The 17,224-nt window shown below is 60.5% G+C and carries 18 protein-coding genes and 1 pseudogene; 13 read left to right on the forward strand and 6 right to left on the reverse strand.

Annotation, left to right across the window (positions count from 1 at the left end; genetic code table 11):
• The 3 genes from ACOVQ0_RS11380 to ACOVQ0_RS11390 all read right to left on the reverse strand — a co-directional run.
• On the reverse strand, positions 1 to 385 hold a 385-nt coding region (locus ACOVQ0_RS11380), incomplete at its 3' end, for a hypothetical protein (protein ID WP_421884441.1).
• Between the two features lie 281 nt (positions 386 to 666).
• Positions 667 to 2,430, reverse strand: coding sequence for a hypothetical protein (locus tag ACOVQ0_RS11385; RefSeq protein ID WP_421884444.1), 1,764 nt, complete (start codon positions 2,428 to 2,430; stop codon positions 667 to 669).
• A gap of 66 nt (positions 2,431 to 2,496) precedes the next feature.
• Positions 2,497 to 3,723, reverse strand: coding sequence for a TIGR04063 family PEP-CTERM/XrtA system glycosyltransferase (locus ACOVQ0_RS11390; RefSeq protein WP_421884447.1), 1,227 nt, complete (start codon positions 3,721 to 3,723; stop codon positions 2,497 to 2,499).
• 66 nt (positions 3,724 to 3,789) lie between these two features.
• Here ACOVQ0_RS11390 and ACOVQ0_RS11395 point away from each other — a divergent pair, with 66 nt between their 5' ends.
• The 7 genes and pseudogenes from ACOVQ0_RS11395 (at position 3,790) to ACOVQ0_RS11425 (ending at position 9,118) form a co-directional block, all read left to right on the forward strand.
• Positions 3,790 to 3,951, forward strand: coding sequence for a hypothetical protein (locus ACOVQ0_RS11395; protein WP_168850833.1), 162 nt, complete (start codon positions 3,790 to 3,792; stop codon positions 3,949 to 3,951).
• Positions 3,944 to 5,311 carry a putative O-glycosylation ligase, exosortase A system-associated gene (locus tag ACOVQ0_RS11400; RefSeq protein WP_421884450.1) on the forward strand — a complete coding sequence of 456 codons (1,368 nt, stop codon included), beginning with the start codon at positions 3,944 to 3,946 and terminating at the stop codon, positions 5,309 to 5,311. Before ACOVQ0_RS11395 ends, ACOVQ0_RS11400 begins: the two co-directional genes overlap by 8 nt.
• A 97-nt stretch (positions 5,312 to 5,408) precedes the next feature.
• A complete protein-coding gene (locus ACOVQ0_RS11405) occupies positions 5,409 to 5,870 on the forward strand; it encodes a MaoC family dehydratase (protein WP_421884453.1) in 462 nt (153 codons plus the stop codon).
• Between the two features lie 596 nt (positions 5,871 to 6,466).
• Positions 6,467 to 7,267, forward strand: a complete 801-nt coding sequence (locus ACOVQ0_RS11410) for a hypothetical protein (protein ID WP_421884456.1) — start codon at positions 6,467 to 6,469, stop codon at positions 7,265 to 7,267.
• Positions 7,264 to 7,701: a hypothetical protein gene (locus ACOVQ0_RS11415; RefSeq protein ID WP_421884458.1), complete on the forward strand. Its 438-nt coding sequence runs from the start codon at positions 7,264 to 7,266 to the stop codon at positions 7,699 to 7,701. The genes ACOVQ0_RS11410 and ACOVQ0_RS11415 overlap by 4 nt, the downstream gene beginning before the upstream one ends.
• A 31-nt stretch (positions 7,702 to 7,732) precedes the next feature.
• Positions 7,733 to 8,098, forward strand: coding sequence for a hypothetical protein (locus ACOVQ0_RS11420; RefSeq protein WP_421884460.1), 366 nt, complete (start codon positions 7,733 to 7,735; stop codon positions 8,096 to 8,098).
• Between the two features lie 183 nt (positions 8,099 to 8,281).
• Positions 8,282 to 9,118: pseudogene (locus ACOVQ0_RS11425) on the forward strand (IS5 family transposase).
• Positions 9,119 to 9,138: 20 nt separating this feature from the next.
• On the opposite strand, the gene ACOVQ0_RS11430 reads toward ACOVQ0_RS11425, so the two are convergent.
• Positions 9,139 to 10,395, reverse strand: coding sequence for a polyhydroxyalkanoate depolymerase (locus ACOVQ0_RS11430; RefSeq protein WP_421884478.1), 1,257 nt, complete (start codon positions 10,393 to 10,395; stop codon positions 9,139 to 9,141).
• A 175-nt stretch (positions 10,396 to 10,570) separates the two neighbouring features.
• On the opposite strand from ACOVQ0_RS11430, the gene ACOVQ0_RS11435 reads away from it, so the two are divergent.
• The 4 genes from ACOVQ0_RS11435 (at position 10,571) to ACOVQ0_RS11450 (ending at position 13,973) form a co-directional block, all read left to right on the forward strand.
• Positions 10,571 to 12,385: an ABC transporter transmembrane domain-containing protein gene (locus tag ACOVQ0_RS11435; RefSeq protein WP_421884464.1), complete on the forward strand. Its 1,815-nt coding sequence runs from the start codon at positions 10,571 to 10,573 to the stop codon at positions 12,383 to 12,385.
• A gap of 42 nt (positions 12,386 to 12,427) precedes the next feature.
• Entirely contained in the window at positions 12,428 to 13,249 is an 822-nt protein-coding gene (locus ACOVQ0_RS11440; RefSeq protein WP_421884468.1) for an undecaprenyl-diphosphate phosphatase, read from the forward strand.
• 120 nt (positions 13,250 to 13,369) lie between these two features.
• Positions 13,370 to 13,636, forward strand: coding sequence for a GlsB/YeaQ/YmgE family stress response membrane protein (locus ACOVQ0_RS11445; protein WP_168850838.1), 267 nt, complete (start codon positions 13,370 to 13,372; stop codon positions 13,634 to 13,636).
• Positions 13,637 to 13,703: 67 nt separating this feature from the next.
• Positions 13,704 to 13,973, forward strand: coding sequence for a hypothetical protein (locus ACOVQ0_RS11450; RefSeq protein ID WP_421884471.1), 270 nt, complete (start codon positions 13,704 to 13,706; stop codon positions 13,971 to 13,973).
• Positions 13,974 to 14,194: 221 nt separating this feature from the next.
• On the opposite strand, the gene phhA is transcribed toward ACOVQ0_RS11450, so the two are convergent.
• On the reverse strand, positions 14,195 to 15,085 hold the full coding sequence (phhA, locus tag ACOVQ0_RS11455; RefSeq protein WP_421884481.1) for a phenylalanine 4-monooxygenase: 891 nt from the start codon (positions 15,083 to 15,085) through the stop codon (positions 14,195 to 14,197).
• Between the two features lie 237 nt (positions 15,086 to 15,322).
• Here phhA and rpmG point away from each other — a divergent pair, with 237 nt between their 5' ends.
• A complete protein-coding gene (rpmG, locus tag ACOVQ0_RS11460) occupies positions 15,323 to 15,490 on the forward strand; it encodes a 50S ribosomal protein L33 (protein ID WP_168850840.1) in 168 nt (55 codons plus the stop codon).
• A gap of 97 nt (positions 15,491 to 15,587) precedes the next feature.
• Positions 15,588 to 16,247 (forward strand): LolA family protein, encoded by a 660-nt coding sequence (locus tag ACOVQ0_RS11465; protein ID WP_421884473.1) that lies wholly within the window; start codon positions 15,588 to 15,590, stop codon positions 16,245 to 16,247.
• A 57-nt stretch (positions 16,248 to 16,304) separates the two neighbouring features.
• Here ACOVQ0_RS11465 and ACOVQ0_RS11470 read toward each other — a convergent pair.
• Positions 16,305 to 17,224: TerC family protein (locus ACOVQ0_RS11470; protein WP_421884475.1), on the reverse strand; the 920-nt coding region annotated here is incomplete at its 5' end.

A 17,224-nucleotide genomic window follows, 5' to 3' on the forward strand; every position in this document is an offset into this window, starting at 1 on the left:
GCACGTCGCGCCAGCCGATCAGTTCCTGGCCTTCCTTGGCGATGAACTTCTCGAAAAACTCGGTCACGAACAGGCGCGCAGCTTCGTCCTGCGGCAGGAAGCACATGGCAACGGCATAGTCGCCCGGCTGCGGCAGTTCACGGCCTTCGGACGCGGCCCACTTGCGGAAAAGTTGGTCGGGAATCTGGATCAGCAGGCCCGCGCCGTCACCCAGCAACGGATCAGCGCCCACCGCGCCGCGATGGTCGAGATTGCGCAGAATCTCCAGCGCCTGATCCACGATGGCATGACTTTTCTGGCCTTTAATATGGGCAATGAAGCCCACGCCACAGGCATCATGTTCGTTACGCGGATCGTACAGGCCCTGAACCGGCGGAAATCCCATCTCGATGATCGTCCTACATCCAAAAAGAGGCAATGCGCGCGAATCACCCTCGCGGAAAAGCGACGAAAATTGCGCGAACTGCCCCCATGACTGCAGGAAAGTTATTTTGCAACCGCGCAGGACGATCAACCGGACGCTTAATGCCGGAAATACGGTTGCGACATGGCAGAATGTGCGGTTTGCCTGACATTATCGGCAGAAAACCGTGACACCTAGGCAACGCTAGGGGGCCACGGTCAGGTGTTAGCCTGCCCTTTCGGACAGGCCTTATGCGCTAGGCTTCACCCCTGCGCGGTCATCCGCTGTAAAGTGGCAAGGGCAGCGCGAAGGGCGCGGTCAGCCTCTTCGGCATCGGCCACCACACCGGCGGTTGCTGATGCCGCTTCCTCCAGGGGATCTAGCGGGCTTGAAGGAGCAGCCCTTCCCGGCGCGGCAAGCGGCGATCCTGCCACTGCCACGATTGACGACGGCACCGATGCCGCAGGAGCGGCCCCCCCTGCAGGGCCATCGAACGGGCGGGGAGCGCTGTGCAGTGGCGAGGACTGACCGGGGAACACGACAACCGGCTCCATTTCATCGGTTACTGCTTCGCCGTCTTCGTCTTCGTCATGCGAAAGACGCAGGGCCTGTGTCCGATGGCTACCCGTGCCCATATCGAGCAGCGAGGGGTAGCGCTCTTCGACCACTTCGGCATCATCATCACTGCCATTCCAGACTGCAACGTCCTCGTCGTCGTTTTCCTCCAGCACATCGGCGTCCAGCGCCTCGCTTTCCAGATCGGCGGCAGGCTCGAACGTCTGGGCCGGGGCCGGTACACGCAGGAAGCGGTCAAGACCGGGCACGTCATCTTCATCGAACACATCGGCTTCGGGCACGAAAGGCTGAAGCGCGGCGGGGCGCAATTGAACAACGCGCTCGGTGGACAGTTCCGACACCTGCGGCGCAGCATCGGCATCGGCCTGGGCCGAATGAAAGCGGGCGATGGCCGGGGCCGGACGAGGAGCAGCCACAGCAAAGGGGGTGACTTCTTCCGGCGCAAGTTCAGGCTCTATTTCGCTGGCGACAGGTGCTGCAAAAGGTTCGGCAGCGGGCACTGCATAAGGCGCAACCGGGGCCTGTGTTGCAGCAGCGGCACGGGCGCTGCGACGGCCGATGGCCAGAGCAAGACGCTCAGTCAGTTGCACCAGCCCCAGATCATCCAGCGGCGTGCGCGCCAGCGGCAGGCTTGCGGCAGCCGGCGCCTGCATCAGCGGGGCCTTGATCAGTGGGGCGGATGGCGCAGGAATTTCGTCACAGGCAGGCAGTTCGACCGCCAGAGCATAGTCCACGACTGCTTCTTCTTCAGCAACAGCCTCGGCGGTTTCAGCAAAGGGCTGATGCGCATCGCCGTCCTGCCCATCGGCCATCTCCTCGTGCGACACCACAGCGGCGTCATCAAGCAGAAGGTCGAGCGCGAGCGGATCTTCGGCCCGCACTTCGTCACACGCCTCCTCATGCCCGATGGCAGGCTGGTCGAAACCGAAATCGTCATCCCAAGGCAAATGTGCGGTTTCGACGATAGCGGGCACCGGCTCGGCAAAGGGAGCGACGCCATCGGCGGGAAGTTCGTTGGTCAGCGTGAATTCGCCCACCACCGACGGCTCGCCCAGATCTTCGATGGGATTGAGCGGGCGGCGGTGATTGGCCGACTTGATGTTCACCCGCTGCGGCATTTCGACATCGCCAGCTTCGACGCGTCCGAAAGCACGGGTGCGCACGGGCACCTCCTGCTTGTCCCGTGCGAGATGGCGACCGATCAGATAACCGATCAAGCCACCCACGCCCATCATCACGATGGCCACCAGCGCACGCACCGTAAAGCCAAGCGGCGGCTGCGCGGCAGGCAGGATTTCGGGAATACCGAGTGCGACGACCGGCCCTTCGAGCAGGGCAGGCGCAACCGCAAAGCTGCCAAGGCTGAGGAAAGCCGCGAACCACAAGGCGGTCACGACCGGGAACATCGGGTGCGCGGTGATGGGCTTTGGCTTGCGCTTGGTCACGGTCACTGGCGTTACGTCCTGCTCTCTTCCCGGTTGATCCCCGGCTTCGTCATGGTCCGCAAGCAGCGCCGTTCAGGCAGCCACTGCGGGCACTTTCAAAGTGGGTAACAGGACTTGGTAAACGGGATGATAACGCCTGACGTTGATCGCCCAGTCGTGGCTCTCACGCACAAAGCGCTTGGCCACCTCGCGCCGAGCGCCCCAACCCGCGCGATTGCGCAACAAATCCGCCATTGATGCCGCGAGCGCCGCAGGGTCATCAGGCGCAAAGAGCGTGCCGGTTACACCATTCTGGATCAATTCCCGATGCCCGCCCACGTCCGACGCCGCCACGAGCTTCCCCTGCGCCATCGCCTCCAGCGGCTTGAGCGGGGTGACAAGTTCGGTCAGGCGCATAGCCTTGCGCGGGTAGCAGACGACATCGACGAGCGAGTAATAGCGGTCCACCGCATGATGCGGCACCCGGCCCACGAAGCGGATCGCTTCCGAGGCAGTGCTTGCCGCCGCCTGCGCGCGCAGTTCCGCTTCGGCGGGGCCACCACCCACCAGTAGCAACCGGGCATCGGGCACCTTCGCCACGATGGCAGGCATGGCCGCGATCATGTCGTCCAATCCCTCATAGGGATAGAAGCTGCCGAGAAAGCCAATCACCGGCCCGTCGCCCAAGGCCAGTTCACTTGCCAATGCGGCATCGCGCGGCAGGGGATCGCCAAACATCGCCAGATCGACGCCGTTGGGCATGATCGATATCTTTTCGGGCGCAAAACCCCGCGCGATCAGATCCTGCCGCAACCCGTCGCAGATCGTCACCACCCGGTCCGCGCCACTGACCACATCGTTTTCCAGTACGCGCGTCAGCCAGTACTTTGCCGAACCTTCGCGCCCTGTGCCGTTGCCGACCGCAGCGTCTTCCCAGAAAGCGCGGATTTCGTAGACCACGGGAATACCCAGCTTCCGCCCGGCCCTCACCGCCGCAAGGCCGCACAACGCGGGCGAGTGGGCATGAAGCACATCGGGCCGCCATTCCTGCGCCAGCGCCACGATCCGCTCGGTCAGCGCGGCCACCTCGCCCCATTCACGCACCAGCGGCAAGCCTTGAGCCACGCCGGGCGTGCGGTGGAACAGCAGGCCGTCAACCTCTTCAGGATCGCCGGAAAGCGCTGCGCTGTGCCGCTGCCCGGTCACCCCGCGCACTTCCAGCCCCATCGCCTGCTGCGCCTTGAGAATCGCGCGGGTGCGGAAGGTATAGCCGCTGTGCAGCGGCAGCGAATGGTCAAGGACATGAAGCACGCGGGTCATCGCCCGCTTCCTGCCAGACAAGCCTTAACGCCGCGTCAACCCCGATGGTCTAACCGCGTCTGCACCATGATCGACAAGTTCACCGTCTTCCTCCCGCATTTCCTGATGGCGCTTGCCGTCTGGCGGCTGCTGAAGCGCGATGATCTTGATGACGATCCCTCACTGCCCAGCCGCCGCGCGCCGTTCCGCAACCGACGACAACAAACGTCTGGCGACGCCGATGCTTGACCTGTTCCTGCTCAGCTTCGTGCTGGCCTTCATCGGCGCGGGCTTCCGCCGTCCGTTCATCTTCGTGCTGGCCTATACTTATATCGACGTGGTTTCGCCGCAGAAGGTCAGTTGGGGGATTCTCAGCCACATCCCGGTTTCGCTGATCGCCTTCATCTGTGCGTTCGGCGCATGGTTCGTGGCGGAGGACAAGAACGGCACCCGCTTTTCGCTGCGCCAGTTCCTGATGCTGATGCTGCTGATCTATTGCGGCATGACCACGCAGCAGGCCGATTTCCCGCTCGAAGCGGCGGAGAAATGGTCCTGGGTGTGGAAAGCGCTGATCTTTGCGATGTTCCTGCCTCTCACCCTGCGCACGCGCCTGCGGATCGAGGCGCTGACGCTCGTCATGGTGCTGTCCATCGGGGTGATCGTGATCGGCGGCGGCATCAAGACGATCACGGGCGGCGGCGGCTATGGCACACTGCGCCTGTTGGTGGACAACAACACCGGGCTTTATGAAAGCTCGATCATCTCGGCCGTCTCGATCGCGGTGATCCCGCTGGCGTTGTGGCTCGCGCGCTTCGGCACGATCTTCCCGCCTGACTGGCGGGTAAAGGCGTTTGCCTGGGCGCTGTGCTTTTCATGTGCGCTCATGCCCATCGGCACCGGCGCGCGTACCGGCCTCGTCTGCGTGGTGGTGTTGGCCGCACTGATCCTGCGCACGGCCAAGCGGCGGATGCTGATCCTGTCGCTGATGGGGGCAGGCGCGCTCATATCCCTGCCCTTGCTCCCGGCAGAATTCGTGGCGCGGATGAACACCATCGGCAATCACCAGTCCGATGAATCCGCCTCGACCCGCGTAGCCGTGTGGATGTGGACGCTGGATTTCGTGAAGGATCGCCCGTTTGGCGGCGGCTTTGACGCCTATCGCCAGAACAAGCTGGAATACAACGCCGTCACCGCCGAGAACGCTGGCGACAACAACACCGCGCTTGAATATCGCCCGGTGGTGGATCAGGCGCGCGCCTATCACTCCAGCTATTTCGAGATGCTGGGCGAACAGGGCTGGCCCGGCCTTTTCATGTGGCTGGCGCTGCACCTGCTGGGCCTGTGGCAGATGGAAGTGCTCAGGCGCCGTTTCCGCAAGGAAGAAGCCGAAGCGTTCCGCTGGGTCTCTCCTCTGGCCGAAGCCTTGCAGCAGGCACAGGTCATCTACCTTGTCGGCTCTACCTTCGTCGGCATTGCCTTCCAGCCCTTCTGCTACATGCTGGTCGGCCTGCAATGCGGGCTGTGGGCCTATATCCAGCGCGTGAAGGCGGCTCAGCCCGAACCGTTCCGCAAATCGCGCAGCATGGCAAGCGCGCCCGCAACCGCTTAACCGCCTGTTTAAACCCGCTTGCACATCATCGGGCTTGTCGCCATCCTGCCTTGCAAAGAGCAAATAGGGCAAAGAGCAAACAGGAGAGCATCGCGCCATGACCCGGTTCATCCCCGCCAACGAGATCGAGCAAATGGTCGGTCAGGTCGTCGGCTCATCGCAATGGGTGGAAATCACGCAGGAACGGGTCAACAAGTTCGCCGAGGCGACCGGCGATTTCCAGTTCATCCACGTCGATCCCGAAAAGGCGAAGCTCACCCCCTTCGGCGGAACTATCGCACACGGCTTTCTCACCCTGTCGCTGATCCCGCTGCTGACGATGGAAAGCGATTGCCCGCGCCCCGAAGGCATCAAGATGGGCGTCAACTACGGCGGCAATCGCACCCGCTTCCTTGCACCGGTGCGCGTGGGCAAGCGCGTGCGCGGCCATTTCAAACTACTCGAAATGGAAGAAAAGCGCCCCGGCCAATGGCAGCAGACAATGGAAATCACCGTCGAGATCGAAGGCGAGGACAAGCCTGCCCTGCTGTGCGAATGGGTCAGCCAGTTCTTCGTGTGATTGCCCGAAGCGCGCCTCACCCTGTCCTTTGGGGCAGGAAAGCGAATCCGTGAATTTTTAACGCCCCTTTACCGGCAGTTTGAGGCGTGGCGTTGGGCGGCGGCGCATGTCGGCGTGAACTTAGCTTATGCCTACCGCGAGCGATAAGGTGTGATCACGATCACAGATGGAAGCGGTTCCGCAATAGCACAAACATCCACTTTGGAGGCGCTTTGATCAAAAATGATCAAAATATATCTGCGGATTTAGTTTTTATACCTTGGCGAACCAGCATTATTTTATAGAAAAACGCTCCATAAATTAGCATTAACCCGGCGTTAATCAACATTTATTGAAATAAAATTTTGAATTATTCGAAAAACATCTCCCTACTACACAATTTACCAAATGCTACCTACAGTGCAGGCAACGTGGAAACTCGGATTTTTCCCATAAGGTCATACGCATATCGCAATTTTATATAATCCAATGTCATTTTTACATTAACCTTTTGCACGACTTGTTACTTTATCCGCCCTCGCTTAATTCGGTCATGGGCGAACCAGACTGTCGCATCCATTTTGGACGTGCGACAGGCTGATGGAGTGGGAACAAATATGCGCAACGCAGCAACGGCGCTTGCCGAGTTTGCAATGCAAACGATTGTGCGACAAGATTGCGAAGCGACCCTCAAGCGGTCATCGCTATTTTTTCAGCCTGATTGGGCAACCTTAAACGTCAGAGACATCCGCGCGCGCGCCGCGCTGTTCGGTGACGGCAACAACCTGCCACAACTGAACTGGATGGAACTGTGCTTTCCGAACCAAACATTCACTGCGGTTTCAGAAAGCTACATTGCTGACATCAGTCCTGCAGGCAATGATTTCGACATTCTTGTGGTTGCCGGCAACGACATGAGGCGATTGCGTCAATTGCTCCGGCTTTATCGACCTCTCCTGCATTCAAAACCCAAGATTGCAGTAATGCCGGCAACCACGCCACGCGAACGGGCGGCCCTTTTAAACGCTGGGTTCGATGAAGTGTGTGACCCAAGAATGCCGATCCCCGAGGCACAGGCGCGCGCAGTCAGCCTGGTCAATCGATACAGAACTACAGCCCTTCATGTGTCGCAAAAGCCGCAGAATCGATGCTTTCTCGATGAGTCCAAAATCACGGTTACAGCGCTTACCCGCCGAGAACAGGCGATTTGCAGCCTTCTGCTTGAGCAATCGCCAAATCATGTAAGCATTTCAACGCTGTGCAATACGACCGGGGCAAAAATGATTACCCGTTCATCGCTGCGGGTGCTGACATCCAAGATACGGACGAAACTCCGCGAAGGATGGCAGATCGAATATGCCAATCCAGGCTCATATGCGCTTGTTTTTGAAGATGATAATAGCGGATTTTCCAAATGAAGATATCGTTTGGCGCAGATTATGTTCGAGATTTCGCAGACCTATGCGAGGAAATTTCCGCATCTGAAATCCCGGACGTTACCGCACGGATAATAGATGTCCTGCCATATGTCATAGAGTGCGAGTTCGGAATTGATTTGGATAAGCAGAAATCCAGATCATTAGACCTTTTAAAAGATGGTTTGCATGAAAGCGCTCTAATCGCTCTAATACCCGATGATGTCCAAGTCGCCATGACATTCAACATGGCAAGAAGTTATATATTTACCGATAATTCGGTGAAAAATCCTCTATCTGTCTATTACTGTAAATCAGATTGCTATGCCCTGTCTGTTCTCAGTGCGTATCTCAAGTTCCTAGCAGATCGGAAGGATTTTTTGGAACAAGAAAAATCGCCGCCAATTGGACGACATCTCAAGCTCGTCAGTCCGTGATGGAACCTTACAATTTGAGTGAGCACGAAAGATGACGAAGCGCGATCTGGTCGAACTTATGGCACGGCTGCTGCCTGAGAATATGTTTACGGCTATCAGGCGTCGACATGCGCTGTGCCGATTCAACTATCACTCGGCAATAAAGGTCAGGCGCTCAGCCTCCGGGGGGTTCGGCGTCGGCCTTTTCGCCACTTGCAAGCACTGCGGCCAGCTTGTCGAACGTGATCGGGCGCGGCAGTGGCGCGCGTTCCCCGCTGGTCTTTTCATTGAAGATGCGCCTAAGGTTTCATTCGAAGCTCGGGCAACAGCAGACACCGCCCCGGCAATACCCCTCGTCGCCGAGGAAACAGCCTCATATCTGTTGGCCGACCATCAACCTGAATCGGCAGAAACCTGAAATCGGTTCCTTCGGCGTCGCAACCGGGGAAGGTAGCGCCAGCAGGCGCGGGTTGGGGGGGGAGCGAGGCCGATCGACATGCCACCGGTCGGCCTCGCCTTTTTTCCTCAGAGCCTGATCCGAAAGTTGTTGAGCAATACCAGCATGTTGTGATTCACGCCTCTTTGCGAAGAGAAGGAGTGAATGGTGACATGGACTGGTATTGCCCGGCGCGAGCATAGCCGGGAGGGACTGCGATATCCATCGGATATGACCGACGCGGAGTGGGCGCTGACAGCGCCATTCCTGCCTCCGGCAAGGGGTGGAGGGCGACCTTGAACGGCAGACATGCGCGAAGTCCTGAACGCGATGCTGTATATTGCCGCGAGCGGGTGCGCGTGGCGACTTTTGCCCAAATGCTTTCCTCCGGTGTCGACTGTGCGGCGTTACTTCTACGCCTGGCGCGATGCCGGTCTGTTCGAAGCGATCAACACGGTGCTGGTCATGAACCTGCGGGAAATCGAAGGTCGGGAAGCCTCGCCTAGTGCTGGAGTGATCGACAGCCAGTCGGTGAAGACCACGGAAAGTGGCGGAGTATCGGGCTTTGACGCGGGCAAGAAGGTCAAGGGCCGTAAACGGCACATCCTGACCGATACCTGCGGCTTTCTGATCTTCATCCTCGTCCACTCCGCCGACATCCAGGACCGCGATGGGGCCGTAGATGTGCTGGCCGCTGTTCGTAGGCGGTTCCCATGGTTGCGCCACGTGTTCGCCGATGGCGGCTATGCAGGCGACAAATTACGATCCGCCCTCGTCGGCATGGGGAAGTGGACAATCGACATCATCAAGCGCTCGGACAAGGTCAAAGGCTTCGAAGTGCTCCCCCGACGATGGGTAGTTGAACGCACCTTCGCATGGCTCGGCCGCTGCCGACGGCTCGCCAAGGACTGGGAAAAGTCCATCGCATCTTCAACCGCCTGGGCAATGATCGCTTCAATCCGCATGCTCACGCGCAGAACTGCAAGATACTGCTTCGCTTGAGAAACTTCTGAATCAGGCACTCAGGCCACCACGCTCAACTTCCGGCCCTTGGCCTTCTTCTCGAACGTGCTGATCCACTGCTCCACCACTGGCGCGATGGAGCTGCGCCAGCGCGAGCCATTGAAGATACCATAGTGGCCCACTTCGGGCGCGAGCAGGTACTGCTTCATCTCGTCGGGCAAGTTCGGCGTTACCTTGAGCGCAGCCTTGGTCTGGCCGATGCCCGAAATGTCGTCGCGCTCGCCTTCGATGCAAAGGATCGCGGTGTCAGTGATCTCGCCAAGATCGACCGCCTGCCCACGGTGCACCAGTTCGCCCTTGGGCAGGGCATGGCGCTGGAACACCACGTCTACTGTCTGGAGATAGAACTCGGCGGGAAGATCGCAGACCGCGCGATATTCGTCATAGAACGCCTTGGTCGCGTCGGCGTTTTCATCCGCCCCGGCGTTCATGTGCTGGAACAGCTTGTAATGGCTCATCATATGGCTGGCCATGTTCATCGACATGAAGCTGGCAAGCTGCACGAAGCCCGGATAGACGCGGCGTCCCTCGCCCGGATAGTTGGCCGGCACGGTGGTGATCACGTTGTGCTTGAACCAGACGTGCGGCTTGGTGATCGCGTGATCGTTTACCGCAGTCGGGCTTTCGCGCGTATCGATCGGTCCCCCCATCATCGTCAGCGTTACCGGACGGCAGGGGTGCTTGTTGGCCCCCATGATCGCGGTTGCCGCAAGCGAGGGCACCGAAGGCTGGCACACCGCCAGCATGTGCGCGCCTTCACCGATATGTTCGAGAAATGCCGTCAGATAATCGATGTAATCGTCCAGATCGAACACGCCTTCGGCCAGCGGCACATATTTCGCATCAGCCCAATCCGTGATGTAGACGACGCAGCGTTCCAGCATCCGCTCCACCGTGCCACGCAGCAGCGTGGCGTAGTGTCCGCTCATCGGCGCGACGATCAGCAGGCGCGGCGCATTCTTGGGCAAGCCATCGTGCGTGAACATCTTGAGATCGCCAAACGGGCGCGTGACGACGGTCGTCTCTTTCACCGCATGGGCGTGGCCATCAACGTGAACGACCTTGATCCCGAAAGCAGGCTTGCCACGCGGCGCTGCGGCATGGGCGAACACGTCGAGCGCGTTGGCGATGGTCTGCGAAGGGCCGACGCCTGCCATTGGATTGCGCGGATCGGTCAGCATGTCGGCCATCATCGAGGCCCAGGCGCTGCCTGCATTCATCAGCGAGCGCTGGATTTCATAAGCCTTGTAGAGCACTGCGAACACCTTTTTGTTTGTTGCCCCGCCAGCGGAAAATGCCGCCGCGCTGGGAGTCGTTGCAGGCAGATTGCCGCGATTCGATTGTTTGTGCAATGCAACAAACATCCAGTCAGGTTGGGGCCACCCAACGCTCCCCCTTTCGGCAGGGCGTGGCTTGGGCTAGGCGAGGCGCATGGACGAGCAGACCCAGCAGCCCGAACCGCCAACAGATACGCCTGCCGAACCGGCCGCCAAGGCCCGGAACCTCGGCCCGCTGCGCATGATTTGGGCAGAAGCCGCGCGATATCCGGGGCATGTTGCCGCTGCCGCGTTCGCGCTGGTGGTCACTTCCGCCGCCACGCTGGCAATCCCGTCCGGCTTTCGGCTGATCATCGACAAGGGCTTTGCCGCAGGGGCCGATGTCGATCAGCTTGGCCGCTGGTTCCAGTATTTGCTGCTGATCGTGCTGATCCTTGCCATCGGCACCGCCGGGCGCTTTTACTTCGTGTCATGGCTGGGGGAGCGCGTGGTGGCTGACGTGCGGCTGAAAGTGCAGGCCAATCTGCTGCGCCTGCCCCCGTCGTTCTTCGAAACCAACAGTCCGAAGGAAATCGCCTCGCGCATGACTTCGGATACGGCGGTCATCGAACAGGTCGTGGGCACCACCGTCTCGGTCGCCCTGCGCAATACCATCACCGCCATCGGCGGCATCGGCTATCTGCTCTATCTCGCGCCAAAACTGACCGCGATCCTGCTCATTGGCATTCCGCTCGTCGTCGGCCCCATCGTGGTCATCGGTCGCCGCCTGCGCAATGTCTCGCGCTCCAGCCAGGACCGGGTCGCCGGGATCGGCGTGATCGTCTCCGAAGTGCTGGGCGCGATGAAGATCGTGCAGGCCTTTGGGCAGGAAACCCGCGAACTCGCCCGCTTCGGTGAAAAGGTCGAGGCTACCTTCCAGACCGCGCTGCGCCGCATCTCGATCCGCGCGGGTATGACTGCCGTGGTGATCCTGCTGATTTTCGGCGGTATCACCATGCTCGTCTGGGAAGGTGCGATCGGCGTTGCCAACGGCACCATCAGCGGCGGCACGATCTTTGCCATCGTCCTTACCGCCGGCCTTGTCGCAGGTGCATTGGGCGCCCTGTCCGAAGTCTACGGCGATCTGCTGCGCGGCGCTGGCGCTGCCAGTCGGTTGAACGAACTGCTGCGCGAAGAGCCGGACATCGCACCGCCCGCCCGCCCCACGGCGCTGCCGGTGCCCCCACGCGGACAGCTCGCGTTCCAGAACGTCGCTTTCCGCTATCCTTCGCGTCCCGAAGTGCTTGCGCTCGACGATTTTTCCCTCACCATCGAACCGGGCGAGACGGTGGCCATCGTTGGCCCATCGGGCGCGGGCAAGTCCACATTGTTCCTTCTGGCCCAGCGCTTCTATGATCCCCACGGCGGCACCATCCGCATCGATGGCGTGCCGCTGACCAGCGCAGATCCCGCAGAAATCCGTGCCCGCACCGCGCTCGTCCCGCAGGACGCCACGCTCTTTGCGGCCTCCGCGCGGGACAATCTGCGCTACGGTAACTGGGGCGCTACCGACGAAGCGATCTGGGAAGCCGCCCGCGCGGCCAATGCCGAACAGTTCCTGCGCGATCTTCCGCAAGGCCTCGACACATTCCTTGGCGAAGACGGCGCACGCCTTTCGGGCGGCCAGCGCCAGCGCATCGCCATCGCCCGCGCGGTGCTGCGCGATGCGCCGATCCTGTTGCTGGATGAAGCCACGTCCGCGCTCGATGCAGAAAGCGAACGCCTCGTGCAGGACGCGCTCGACCGGCTGATGAAAGAGCGCACGACGCTGGTCATCGCCCACCGCCTCGCCACGATCCGCGCGGCAGACCGCATCGTGGTGATGGATGGCGGACGCATCGTCGAACAGGGCACCCACGCCAGCCTTACCGCGGCAGACGGCCTCTACGCACGCCTCGCCCGCCTGCAATTCGATGGCATGGCAGCTTAATCCTTGACTTGATGCTGCACTGCGGCGAACCCACGAGGCATCATGGATTCCATCATCACTGCAATTCTGCTCGGCATCGTCGAGGGTCTTACCGAGTTTCTGCCGGTATCCTCCACTGGCCACCTGATCCTCGCCACAGAGCTGTTCGGCTTTGACCCACATCAGTGGGCGATGTTCAACGTGGTGATCCAGTTGGGCGCGATCCTGGCCGTGGTGGTACAGTACTGGCGCACCTTCTGGGCCGTAGGCATGGGCCTGCTCCGGCTTGAACCGATGTCCTTACGCTTCCTGCGCAACCTTCTGGCCGCCTTCATTCCATCTGCCATCCTTGGGCTGCTGCTGAAGGACTATATCGATGTGCTGCTGGGCAGCCCGTCGGTCGTCGGGTGGGCGCTGGTCGTGGGCGGTATCGCAATTCTGGTGATCGAGAAGGTCGCCAAGCCGGGTGAACTCACCGGCATCGGACAACTGCCGCTCAGCCAGGCCCTCGGCGTCGGTTTCGTGCAGTGTCTATCGATGGTCCCCGGCGTCAGCCGTTCGGGCGCAACGATCATGGGCGCGCTGGCTATGGGTATCGAACGTCGCACGGCTGCGGAGTTCAGCTTCTTCCTCGCCATTCCCACCATGCTCGGCGCAACCACGCTCGAACTGCTCGACAATCGCGAAGCGATCATGAGCGGCACACTGGGCGCTGGCGGCGTGGGCTGGACCGAGATTGCGGTCGGCTTCATCGTCTCGTTCGTCGTGGCGCTGGCCGTGATCCGCCTGTTCGTGGCTTATGTCAGCCGCGCCGGGTTCAAACCCTTTGCGTGGTATCGCATCATCGCCGGAGCGGCCGCCATCATCTGGCTGGCAATGCGCTGACTTTTCAAGACTGATTGCAAGTCCTGACAACACCCCACCGCAAATGCGGAACGAATTGCGCTGTCCTGAATTTACCGGACACAGAGCCACTTACGGCAAACAGTTCAAGGGGTACTTACAATGGGCCTGATCGTTCTTCTCATCGTCGGCGGCATTCTTGGCTGGCTGGCCAGCATCGTCATGCGCACCGACGCCCAGCAGGGCATCTTCCTCAATATCGTGGTCGGCATCGTCGGCGCGCTGCTGGGCGGTTTCCTGCTCGCTCCGCTGATCGGTGGTGGCAGCATCACGCAGGGCATTTCGGCCGGCACGCTGATCGTGTCGTTCCTCGGCGCGCTGATCCTTCTCGCGATCGTCAACCTCGTCCGTCGCGGTTCGGTTCGCTGATCGCAGAAACAAAAATCAGAAAGGCGGTTCGCAAGAGCCGCCTTTCTTCTTTACGAAAGGGATGCACATGAAAGGTTTCCTCAAAGGCGCTCTGATGGTGCCCGTTCTGGCAATGGGCCTCGGTCTGGCTGCTTGCGACAGCGCGCAGGAAAACGCCGCCGAAGATCAGGCAGATGCGGTGCGTGAATCGTCGGAAGCAGCTGCTGATTCGATGGAAGATCAGGCAGACGCAATGGGCGGCGCATCGGAAGACGCGCTTGAGAACAAGGCCGATGCCGTTCGCGCCACCGGCGAAGCCAAAGCTGATGCTATGGAAGACAAGGCCGACAAGATGTAAGCTCCGGGTTCTCCCGGAACACTGCCTTGATGGCCAAGGAAGCCCGGCACTACCCTGGAGGTGCCGGGCTTTTTCTATTGTGTATGTCTGTTACAAACACATGCCCGATTTTTTCGTCATTGCGAGCGAAGCGAAGCAATCCAGAGTCGGCGCAGAGCCGCTCTGGATTGCTTCGTCGGCTTCGCCTCCTCGCAACGACGAAAAGACCGTAGCATAAGTGGTCAGGCAGGAACCGCGCCCGAACCTCGCCCGCCGCGCAGATGATACTCCAGCGTCCCCCGCTGCAGCACATCGTCCACGTCGATCACCGCCGTATTGGCATAGGTGAAACCCGGCCCCAGCCCGCGGTAGAGCCGGTCGAAATCGCGCTCCACCGTCTGGTGATAGAGATCGGCAAAACTCTCGATCACGAAATAGGTCGGCTGCAGATCGTCAATCACGTAGTCGGTGCGCATTACCCGGTCGACATTCAGCATGATCCGGTTGGGCGATGCGCCTTCCAGCGCAAACACCGCCTCGCGCGGGCCGGACAGAATGCCCGCGCCATAGACTTTCGGCGCGCCACCCTCGATCACTAGCCCGAACTCCACCGTGTACCAGTACAGCGCGCCCAGCGCCTTCAGGCGGTTGTGGCGCATCGCCTTCCACCCGGCGCGGCCATATTCCTGCATATAGTCGGCATAGGTCGGGTCGGTCAGCATCGGCACATGCCCGAACACGTCGTGGAACACGTCCGGTTCCTGAATATAATCGAATGTCTCGCGCGTGCGGATGAAGTTGCCCGCCGGAAAGCGCCGGTTGGCCAGATGCCAGAAGAACACGTGATCGGGGATCAGCATCGGCACCGGCACCACACTCCAGCCGGTCAGCGCGTTCAGCTCGCCTGAGAGCCGTTGAAAGTCCGGCACCCCGCCATGCCCAAGGTCCAGCCGCTCCAGCCCGGTCAGAAAAGCGCTGCACGCCCTTCCCGGCAGAACATCCATCTGCCGCGCGTAGAGCGCGTCCCAGATCGCATGTTCATCGTCGGTGTAGCGGCGCTGCGCGGGTTCAAGCCAGTCCTCCCCCACCCGCTCTGGGCGTTTGAGCGGCGCGGTATAGACCCCCTCCGGCATTTCCGGCAGGCGCGTGTAATCGAAAGCAGGAATATCTAAGGCTGGCATCATCTCGTCAATATGGTTACTTATGCAACCATTACCATGCCCTGCCCAATCCAGCAAATGACGAGGCCCGTCTCTGCGCGCTTGACTTCGCGGTGATTCTACCCCAACGGCCCACCCCTGTGACGGCGGCGTGGAAACGCGCCGCTACATTCGTTTTAAGATTCGCGCTCGAAATTTCAGGATAGAGTCATGGCAAAGCCCACCACCGTCAAGATCCGTCTGGTCTCGACCGCAGAAACCGGCTTCTTCTACGTAACCAAGAAGAATCCGCGCAACACGACCGAAAAGATGACCTTCCGCAAGTACGATCCCGTCGTGCGCAAGCACGTCGAGTTCAAGGAAGCGAAGATCAAGTAAAGGCGCGCCTAGCGCTTTTCCCGTGCAACCAGTCCCGCCGTTCAAGGAACCGGGACGGTTCACGGTGAGTTCAACGCCAACACCTCAAGGAACGGCGATGAACACGATCAAGTCTATCTCACAAAAGCTGGGCCGCCCCGTTGCGGCCCTTTCGCTTGCGCTCGCTGCGGCCACGCCCGCCATGCTTGCCGCGCCCACTGTGGCGCAGGCTCAGGCGTCCGACGTCGAACGCGCAGTCTCCGCCCTGCGCGGGATCAGCACCCTGCGCGCCAATTTCGTGCAGACGGATCGCTCCGGCCAGTCGATTTCGGGCGTGCTCACCATGAAGCAGCCCGGCCGCATCCGCTTCCAGTACCAGAAGGGCGTGCCCCTGCTGATCGTGGGCGATGGCAAGGCGCTGACCATGATCGATTATGAAGTGCGTCAGGTCCAGCGCTGGCCCATCGGCAACAGTCCGCTGGGCGCTTTGCTCGATCCGAAAAAGGATGTGGCGCGGTTCGCCAAGCAGCTGTCCACCGGCGATGCTGGCGTGATCAGCCTGCAGGTGCGCGATCCCAAGCATCCCGAATACGGCACGATCACCATGATCTTCGTGCGCAACGGCGCGGCCCCCGGTGGCCTTCAGCTTGATTCGTGGGTTGCTCTCGATTCGCAGAACAAGCGCACCACCGTCCGCCTGTCAGGCCATCAGTATGGCGTCCCGGTTGACGACAAGACCTTCAAATGGACAGACCCGCGCCCCGCCACCCGGCGCTGATCGAAGTCAGACTTATCGAATCGGAATCCCCCTCCGCGCAAACGGAGGGGGTTTTTGTCAGTTCACAGTGCCTTTCACGATCGGCTGCTCTGGATCGTGAAGCGGCATTCCCCGCGTCTTCCACAGCGAGTAGCCAACACCGCCCGCAATCAGCGCGAACGTCACGCCAAGGCTCAACGCAGGCGGGAACTTGTCTCCTCCCAGCAGGAAGTCGGCAACGAAGATCTTGCTGCCGATGAACACCAGCACCGCCGCCAGTGCATATTTGAGATAGGCGAAGCGTTCGATCATCGCCGCCAGCGCAAAGTAGAGCGCGCGCAGGCCAAGGATGGCCATGATGTTGGATGTGTAGACGATGAACGTGTCGGTCGTGATCGCAAAGATCGCGGGCACCGAATCGACCGCGAACACGAGATCGGCCAGATTGATCACCACCAGCGCAAGGAACAGCGGCGTCGCGGCGTTGACCAGCTTGCCGGTCTTCTCGTCCGGCACTTTCACGAAGAAGTGCTGGGCGTGCAGTTCCTTGGTCACGCGCATGTGGCTGCTGATCCAGCGGACCACCGGGTTGTTGCCGATGTCGGGATCATGATCGTTGGCAAAGAACATCTTGATGCCGGTGAACACCAGAAACGCGGCGAAGATATACAGCACCCAGTAAGCCTGTTCGACCAGCGCCGCACCACCTGCGATCATCGCACCGCGCAGGATAATGACGGCCACGATACCCCACAGCAGGGCGCGGTACTGATATTTGGGCGGAATGGCGAAGAAGGTGAAGATCAGGCTGATCACGAACACGTTGTCGATCGACAGCGCCTTTTCGATGAAGAAGCCGGTGTAGTATTTCATGCCGAGGTCCGCGCCTTTTTCGGCCCAGACCCACGCGCCGAACAGCAGTGCGATGGTGATGTAGAAGGCCGTCAGCTTCAGCGATTCACCGATGCCCATCGCCTTGTCCTCCTTGTGGAGGACGC

It is taken from the genome of Novosphingobium sp., assembly GCF_049240505.1.
Classification (GTDB): Bacteria; Pseudomonadota; Alphaproteobacteria; order Sphingomonadales; family Sphingomonadaceae; genus Novosphingobium.

Excerpts from the sequence above, each read along its gene's own strand:
- ACOVQ0_RS11390 (WP_421884447.1), bottom strand. The coding sequence starts at position 3,723 with ATGACCCGCGTGCTTCATGTCCTTGACCATTCGCTGCCGCTGCACAGC.
- ACOVQ0_RS11465 (WP_421884473.1), top strand. The coding sequence starts at position 15,588 with ATGAACACGATCAAGTCTATCTCACAAAAGCTGGGCCGCCCCGTTGCG.
- ACOVQ0_RS11440 (WP_421884468.1), top strand. The coding sequence starts at position 12,428 with ATGGATTCCATCATCACTGCAATTCTGCTCGGCATCGTCGAGGGTCTT.
- ACOVQ0_RS11410 (WP_421884456.1), top strand. The coding sequence starts at position 6,467 with ATGCGCAACGCAGCAACGGCGCTTGCCGAGTTTGCAATGCAAACGATT.
- ACOVQ0_RS11450 (WP_421884471.1), top strand. The coding sequence starts at position 13,704 with ATGAAAGGTTTCCTCAAAGGCGCTCTGATGGTGCCCGTTCTGGCAATG.
- rpmG (WP_168850840.1), top strand. The coding sequence starts at position 15,323 with ATGGCAAAGCCCACCACCGTCAAGATCCGTCTGGTCTCGACCGCAGAA.
- ACOVQ0_RS11395 (WP_168850833.1), top strand. The coding sequence starts at position 3,790 with ATGATCGACAAGTTCACCGTCTTCCTCCCGCATTTCCTGATGGCGCTT.
- ACOVQ0_RS11420 (WP_421884460.1), top strand. The coding sequence starts at position 7,733 with ATGACGAAGCGCGATCTGGTCGAACTTATGGCACGGCTGCTGCCTGAG.
- ACOVQ0_RS11405 (WP_421884453.1), top strand. The coding sequence starts at position 5,409 with ATGACCCGGTTCATCCCCGCCAACGAGATCGAGCAAATGGTCGGTCAG.
- ACOVQ0_RS11400 (WP_421884450.1), top strand. The coding sequence starts at position 3,944 with ATGCTTGACCTGTTCCTGCTCAGCTTCGTGCTGGCCTTCATCGGCGCG.
- phhA (WP_421884481.1), bottom strand. The coding sequence starts at position 15,085 with ATGCCGGAGGGGGTCTATACCGCGCCGCTCAAACGCCCAGAGCGGGTG.
- ACOVQ0_RS11445 (WP_168850838.1), top strand. The coding sequence starts at position 13,370 with ATGGGCCTGATCGTTCTTCTCATCGTCGGCGGCATTCTTGGCTGGCTG.
- ACOVQ0_RS11435 (WP_421884464.1), top strand. The coding sequence starts at position 10,571 with ATGGACGAGCAGACCCAGCAGCCCGAACCGCCAACAGATACGCCTGCC.
- ACOVQ0_RS11415 (WP_421884458.1), top strand. The coding sequence starts at position 7,264 with ATGAAGATATCGTTTGGCGCAGATTATGTTCGAGATTTCGCAGACCTA.